Source organism: Streptomyces sp. NPDC060002, assembly GCF_042737245.1.
In the GTDB taxonomy this organism is placed as follows: domain Bacteria; phylum Actinomycetota; class Actinomycetes; order Streptomycetales; family Streptomycetaceae; genus Streptomyces.
Genome location: NZ_JBHWUW010000082.1, coordinates 22,531 through 29,237, shown reverse-complemented (window position 1 = coordinate 29,237; position 6,707 = coordinate 22,531). Strand labels below are relative to the sequence as shown.

Genomic DNA, 6,707 nt, shown 5'->3' with positions numbered 1-6,707 from the left:
CGGGCCCCCGGGGGGGGCGGGCTTTCTGCGGGGGGGGGCCCCGGGGGGGGGGGGGGGGGGCGGGGGCCCCCGGGGCGGGGCCCCCGCCAACCCCGGAGGTCAGAGCGTTGCGGTCGGCCTCTGCCGGGTCAGCCTCGCCACGACGAGCCCCAGGACCAGGACCGCGGGCACGGTCAGCTGGAGCCAGACGGACGTGGTCGCGTCGCCGCCGATGAGGGTGGTGAAGTTCTCGATGATGAGCCAGATGGCACCGGCGATGCCGAGCGCGCCCAGAACCGGTGCCACCAGTGTGTTCCAGGGCCGGGTGTCGGCACGTGAGCGGCGGAAGAAGACGATCACGGAGACCGACGTCAGGAAGTAGAGGAGCATGATCCCGAGGACGGCGACCCCGCTGAACCACGAGAAGAGGGTCAGCACCGGGTCCTTCCCCAGCAGTGCGAACGGCATGACCAGGGCCACCGAGATCACCGTCTGGACGATGCCGGCCGCCCAGGGTGAGTGGCGCCGGTTGAGCCCGGTGAGGCGGTGCGGCAGCAGGCCTTCGCGGCCCAGGGAGAACAGATAGCGGTTGGCGGAGTTGTGGAACGCCAGGATGCCGGCGAACAGCGAGGTGGCCAGCAGGACCGGCAGCACGTCGCCGGTCCACGCGCCGAACTGCGCCGCGATGGGGGCGAAGACGAAGGTCGTGGCATCGCCGGACTCCAGTGCCTTGCCCGCCTCGGCCGTCGCCGCGGACGCGCCGTGCGCGGAGACCAGCATCCAGGAGGTGAAGGCGAAGAAGCAGGTGATCACCGCGACCGACAGGTAGGTGGCGCGCGGCACCGTCTTCCGCGGCTCCCGGGCCTCCTCGCCGTAGATGGCGGTGGCCTCGAAGCCGAACATCGACGCCACCGCGAACATCAGGGCCACGCCGGGAGCCCCCTGGAGGGCGGCGCGCGGCGAGAAGCTGTCGCCGAAGCCGAGGCCCTCGGGGCCGCCGCCCTTGAAGAGGGTGACCAGGGCGAAGACGATCAGGACGCTGAACTCGGCCAGGACGAACACGGCCAGCACCTTGGCGCCCATCTCGATCCCGGCGGCGCCGAGGACCTGGACGGCCACCATGGTGACCAGCGTCCAGATCCACCACGCGATGTGTACGTCGGTGTAGTGCTCGACCAGTCCGCTCACCGTCGCTCCGTAGAGCCCGTACATGGCGGCCTGGATCGCGCAGTAGGCGAAGAGGGCGACACCGGCGCTGCCGGAACCGGCCGAGCGGCCCAGTCCCTTGCCTATGTACGTGTAGAAGGCGCCGGCGTCCACTACATGGCGTCCCATGGCGACGAAGCCGATGGAGAACAGCAGGACCACGACGCCGGCCGCGAGATACGCGGCGGGGGCGCCGGTCCCGTTGCCGATCGCGATGGCGATGGGGACGGCCCCGGCGATGCCGGTCAGCGGCGCCTGTGCGGAGAGGACGAAGAAGAGGATGCCCAGGACGCCGAGGGAATCGGGTTTGAGCCTGCCTGCCATGGATGAATCGTGCGCGGTGTGCGATGCGACCGCCGTCTGACTGTCCACTCGGATCACCTGTCGGGGGACGGGGAGGATGGGGGATTTGTTTTGAAGCCAAACGAGTTGCCTCATGGTGGGTTCGAACTATCCGTTTGGCAAGGGGGTGCGAAGGGAATTTCCGCCCCGTCGCCCGCCTTTTGCACAGCCGTGACTCCGGTGCCGGCACGGCCTGTCACCCGGCGGAGCGACGCGGGGCGGGGGACGGCGAAAGGCCCCGGACGCGATGACGTCCAGGGCCCGGGAACACGAAGGTCGGACGGTCAGGCGGGAGCCTTTCCGGCGGCATCGCCGTCGGCGTCGAGGAGCCTCAGCAGGGAGCGCAGCTCCTCCAGGGCCGCGTCCGTGACCCCGGGCTCGCCCAGCACCAGCTGATGCAGCACCAGACCCTCCAGCGCCGCGAAGACCAGCCGCGTCAGCGCCGTGTCCGCACCCGCCGGCAGCATCCGGCCCAGCTCGCGCCGGGTGGCGTCGAAGTACTCGTCGTACAGCGCGCGGATCTGCGGGAGCAGCTCCGGCCTGCGGCGCGCCTCGAGCAGCAGCTCGTACTGGAAGGCCTGGGTGTCCGGGTCCGCCGTGACCATGTCGGACAGCCCGGTCGAGAAGTCCGCGACCTTGCCGGTGCCCGGTTCGAGGGCGCTGATGCTCAGTGAGGTGCGGATGGTGTGCGCGAGCGCCTCCTCGATCAGGGCGTCACGCGAACCGAAGTGGTGCACGACCAGGCCGTGGGTGACCCCGGCCTCCTCCGCGACGGCCCGGTAGGTGAGCTTGCGCAGTCCGCCCCGAGCCACCACCCGCACGGCCGCCTTCAGCAGGGCCTCGCGCCCCTCGCCGTAGTGCAGACGCCGGCGCGGCTGTCGGCTCCTGGGGTCGTCGTCTGCGGAATCGGCCATGGCGGTGACCCTACCCGGGCCCGTTCGGACGGTCGCTTCGAGCCGTCGGCGGCGCTTCTCCGGCGGCATCAGCGCCGGGGCGGACGGATGCCGCGGAACTCCCAGTCGCCGCCGAGCGCGGTGGAAAGCACCTCCTCGGACTCGGTGGGCTGCGCCCCGACGTCGGCGCGGACCGGGGCCGGGCCGGTCACGACGTGGTTGGTGAGCCGGCCGAGGCCCTCGACCTCGACCTCGACGACGTCCCCGGGCCGGACGGGACGCGAGTTGGCCGGGGTGCCCGACAGCAGGACGTCACCGGGGTACAGGGTGATCGTCCGCGCGATGTCGGCGACGAGGTAGTGCATGTCCCACTTCATCTCGTCGGTCGAACCGTCCTGCACGACCTGGCCGTTGACGTACGTCCGCAGGCGCTTGCCGCGGAAGTCCCAGTCGGTGACCAGGCCCGGGCCGAGCGGGCACAGGGTGTCGGAGCCCTTCACCCGGAGCATGGACCCGGCGTCCGTGTCGCGGAAGTCGTGCAGCCCGTAGTCGTTGGCGATCGTGTAGCCGGCGATGTACTCGCCCGCCTCGGCCGGAGAGACGTTGCGTGCCGTCTTCCCGATGACGATGGCGACCTCGCCCTCGTAGTTGAGCCACTTGCACCCGTCGGGGCGGACGATGGCGCCCTTGTGGGAGTTGAGTGAGGAGGTCGGCTTGTGGAAGTAGGTCGGGGTGTCCGGGAGGTCGATCCGGAACTCGTCGACCCGGCTGCGGTGGTTGAGGTGGACGGCGATCACCTTGGAGGGGACGACCGGGGGCAGGTGCTGCGCCTCGTCGGTCTTGACGCGGCGGCCGTCCCCGGCGACGAGCTCGTCCCCGTCGACGGTGACCTGGACGGCGGCGCCGTCCAGGAGGATGCGGCGGAACTCGGAAAAAGCAGCCATGGCGGGCCTTCCTAAGAGCGGCGGTGGGGGTGGTGCGGGGCGGCGGGCGCCGGGAGCCCGGTGCCGGTCCAGCCGTCGGCCGGGCGGTCGAACCACAGGTGGACCTGGCCGGTGCCGACGGAGTTCTCGTACTCGCCGTACTGGCGGGCCCTGGCGGTGCAGGCCTGTTCGCCGAGGGCGCCGGCCATCATCAGATAGTGGAAGAACCTCGCCTCGGGCTTGTACTTCCAGAACGCGTCCATGGTGTCCAGGACCTTGTCGTGCCGGCCTTCCTTGAACCAGGCGATGCGTTCCCGGTCCGCCTCGCGGGCTTCCGGGGTGCGGATGTGCACCGGGTCGCTGGCCTCGTGGTCACGGATCTCGCGCAGCGGCCAGAAGGTGTGGGAGAGGGCGCCGGAGGCGATGACGAGCACCCGGCGGCCGGGGGTGGCGGCGATGCCGTCCGCGAGCGCGCGGCCCAGCCGCAGATGGTCCTCCATGTCGCCGGTCTGGCAGACGCCGATGGTCACCCACCGCTTGTCTGGCAGCCCCTCGCCCAGGAACTTCCAGAGGTTGATGGTCGCGTAGTAGATCGGCAGGTGGTCGTCCTCGATCGCGGTGATCCAGGTGCCGTGCCTTTCGGCGAACTTCTCGATGTTGTGGGCGAGTTCGGGGTCGCCCGGGAAGTCGTACGGCATCCGGCACATGCCGCGCGGCAGCTCCTCGGAGGTGAAGAGCCCGGCCCGGCGCCGCTGGGCGGTGACGACGAACTCGACGGTCGTCGCCCAGTGGGAGTCGAGGACGACGACGGTGTCGTAGTCGTCGGACTCGAAGACGTCCTCGCGCAGTCGGCGCAGGCCGGTGACGAGGGTGATCTCCTTGCCCTCGTTGAGTTCGAGCCGGTCGGCCTCCGGCAGCACGATGGTGGGGACGTGGGCGAGGAGTCCCGCCCCGACGATCTCACCCATGGTTCTTCCATCCGTTCGGCGCGGTGACGGTGTTCTTGAGGTCGCAGTAGAAGTCGAAGCTCCAGGTGCCGCCCTCGCGGCCGACGCCGGAGCGGCGCGCGCCGCCGAAGGGCGCCTGGAGGTCGCGTACGAAGAAGCAGTTGACCCAGACCGTTCCCGCGACCAGTTGTGCGGTGACCCGTTCGGCGCGCTCCCGGTCCCCCGTGGCGACGGTGGCGGCGAGGCCGAAGCGGGTGTCGTCGGCGAGCCGGACCGCCTCGCCCTCGTCGGCGAACGTCTGCAGGGTCAGAACCGGCCCGAAGACCTCCTCCTGCACGATCTCCGAGTCCTGGGCGACATCGGTGAGCAGGGTGGGCGCGTAGTACCGGCCGTCCTTGGAGTGCCCGCCGATGACCGCGCGAGCTCCCGCCGTGATCGCCCGCCGTACGAAGCCGTCGATCTTCTCGAGCTGACGGGGGTGGACGGTGGGGCCGATGTCGGTGGCCTCCTCGCGGGGGTCGCCCTGGGTGAGCGTGCCGGCCTTCTCGACGAAACGCCGGGTGAACTCCTCGGCGACCGACTCCTCGACCAGGAGCCGGGTGGCGGCGAGGCAGACCTGCCCGGCGTTGTCGTACTGCTCCACCGCGAGGTCGACGGCGAGATCCAGATCCGCGTCCGCGAACACCAACAGCGGTGACTTGCCGCCGAGTTCGAGACTGAGCGGGGTCAGGTTGGATGCCGCCGACTCCGCGATCCGCCTGGCCGTCGGCACCGACCCGGTGAAGCTGATGCGGCGTACGTCCGCGTGCGAGGTGAGGGCGTCACCGATCTCCGGGCCGTAGCCCTGGACGACGTTCAGCACTCCGGGCGGCAGTCCCGCCTCGGCCGCGATGTCGGCGAGCAGGGAGGCGGTCAGCGGGGACCACTCGGCGGGTTTGAGGATCACGGTGTTGCCCGCGGCCAGCGCCGGGGCGACCTTCCAGGTGGCCAGCATCAGCGGGGCGTTCCACGGGGTGATGAGCACGCTGGGGCCGGCCGGGTCCCACGAGACGTGGTTGGTGTGGCCGCGCGTCTCGAAGTCCTCGTGGTCCAGCTTCAGCAGCCAGTCGGCGAAGAAGCGGAAGTTGTGCGCCACGCGGGGCATCACGCCCCGGCGGTGCGAGCGCAGCAGGGCGCCGTTGTCGGTGGTCTCCACGATCGCGAGCTCTTCGAGCCGCTTCTCGACCCCGTCGGCGACGGCGTGCAGGACGCGGGCGCGTTCGGCGGGGGCGGTGGCGGCCCAGGAGGGGAAGGCGGCCTTGGCGGCGGCGACGGCGGCCTCGGCCTCGGCGGGCCCGCCGCGGGCGATCTCGCCCAGGGCGGTGCCGTCGATCGGGGAGGTGTCGGTGAACGTCTCGGCAGAGGCGACGCGTCGACCGCCGATCCAGTGCCGGGTGTCGACGGAGACACCGGCGACGATGACCTTGTCAGTCATGAGAACGGTTCCTTTCGGGCGAGGGGACGGGAGACCACCTGAAGGCGCGGGCCGTATCGACGGCGGCTCCGCCGCGGGGGCGCGGCCGGCCACGAACGGCCCGTACGTCGACGACCTCATTCGGCGCCCACCTCCGACGTCCCCGAGGCCAGCAGCCGTCCCCCGTCCCACACCACCCCGACCTGCCGGTAGTACGCGGCGATCGGCTCCCGGATCCCGAGTCGGGCGAGCTCCTCGGTGGGCGCCTCGAACAGCTCCAGCTCGGCGTCGCCTCTCCAGGCCGGTCCCGCCTCGAAGGACGCGGCGCCGGACTCGATCAGCTCGTCCAGGGCGAACCCCTTGTCCTTCTCGATCGACGGCAGCAGGCGGTGGTGTGCCATGGGATGTCCGTTGACGAATCCGTTCGTCTCCGACGGCTCCCGCAGGGTCACCACGGCCTGGGCCAGCCGCCGGTCGGCGGCGGCGAGGGTCGCGCCGAACCGGGCTCCCGCCTCGATGCGCGGGGCGGGCCCGTACGGGTGCGGCCGGGTCTGGTGGATCGAGCCCAGCTTCTTCGGGTAGCCCTGGTGCAGCCCGCGGGCGATCGCGAAGTCCTTGTCGACCCAGATGTACACGCACCGCGAGTACGTGCGCCCCCGGTAGGTGCAGCGGACGACCGCGAAGGCCTCCTTGTACTGGGACAGCACGGGGTCGAGCAGCTCCGCCCCCGAGGCGGAGCAGGACTGCCAGTCGGCCCAGACCAGCGCGACCGCGCCCGGGTCCTCGTCGGCCAACTCCAGGGGTGCGGGCAGCAGTTCACGGACGCGGGCGGGGTCGGTGCGGTACTCGACGGTGAGCAGGTCACCCGAGTAGCGCCACGGCGGGGACGGGATGAGCGACGAGGAGCCCGTCGCCGTTCTGGGGTGGAAGTATCCGCGGACGGTGGTCATGGTCAGGGGGTTCC

Annotated in this window: 6 protein-coding genes; all 6 read right to left on the bottom strand. The window is 71.2% G+C overall.

Features of this window, described 5'->3' with window-relative positions; all coding sequences use genetic code 11:
- Positions 1-99: 99 nt before the first annotated feature.
- Positions 100-1,557, bottom strand: a complete 1,458-nt coding sequence (locus ACFWBD_RS38775) for an APC family permease (RefSeq protein ID WP_385678025.1) — start codon at positions 1,555-1,557, stop codon at positions 100-102.
- 254 nt (positions 1,558-1,811) lie between these two features.
- Positions 1,812-2,441 carry a TetR/AcrR family transcriptional regulator gene (locus tag ACFWBD_RS38770; protein ID WP_385678023.1) on the bottom strand — a complete coding sequence of 210 codons (630 nt, stop codon included), beginning with the start codon at positions 2,439-2,441 and terminating at the stop codon, positions 1,812-1,814.
- Between the two features lie 68 nt (positions 2,442-2,509).
- Entirely contained in the window at positions 2,510-3,364 is an 855-nt protein-coding gene (locus tag ACFWBD_RS38765) for a fumarylacetoacetate hydrolase family protein (protein WP_385678020.1), read from the bottom strand.
- 11 nt (positions 3,365-3,375) lie between these two features.
- Complete coding sequence (locus ACFWBD_RS38760) at positions 3,376-4,311, bottom strand: 3,4-dihydroxyphenylacetate 2,3-dioxygenase (protein ID WP_385678017.1); 936 nt, start codon at positions 4,309-4,311, stop codon at positions 3,376-3,378.
- A complete protein-coding gene (locus ACFWBD_RS38755; protein ID WP_385678014.1) occupies positions 4,304-5,764 on the bottom strand; it encodes an aldehyde dehydrogenase in 1,461 nt (486 codons plus the stop codon). The genes ACFWBD_RS38760 and ACFWBD_RS38755 overlap by 8 nt, the downstream gene beginning before the upstream one ends.
- A gap of 116 nt (positions 5,765-5,880) precedes the next feature.
- Positions 5,881-6,693 carry an acetoacetate decarboxylase family protein gene (locus ACFWBD_RS38750; protein ID WP_385678011.1) on the bottom strand — a complete coding sequence of 271 codons (813 nt, stop codon included), beginning with the start codon at positions 6,691-6,693 and terminating at the stop codon, positions 5,881-5,883.
- Positions 6,694-6,707 lie beyond the last annotated feature (14 nt).

Bases quoted from the DNA above. Each gene is read 5' to 3' on its own strand.
- ACFWBD_RS38770 (WP_385678023.1), bottom strand. From the start codon at position 2,441: ATGGCCGATTCCGCAGACGACGACCCCAGGAGCCGACAGCCGCGCCGG.
- ACFWBD_RS38750 (WP_385678011.1), bottom strand. From the start codon at position 6,693: ATGACCACCGTCCGCGGATACTTCCACCCCAGAACGGCGACGGGCTCC.
- ACFWBD_RS38760 (WP_385678017.1), bottom strand. From the start codon at position 4,311: ATGGGTGAGATCGTCGGGGCGGGACTCCTCGCCCACGTCCCCACCATC.
- ACFWBD_RS38765 (WP_385678020.1), bottom strand. From the start codon at position 3,364: ATGGCTGCTTTTTCCGAGTTCCGCCGCATCCTCCTGGACGGCGCCGCC.
- ACFWBD_RS38755 (WP_385678014.1), bottom strand. From the start codon at position 5,764: ATGACTGACAAGGTCATCGTCGCCGGTGTCTCCGTCGACACCCGGCAC.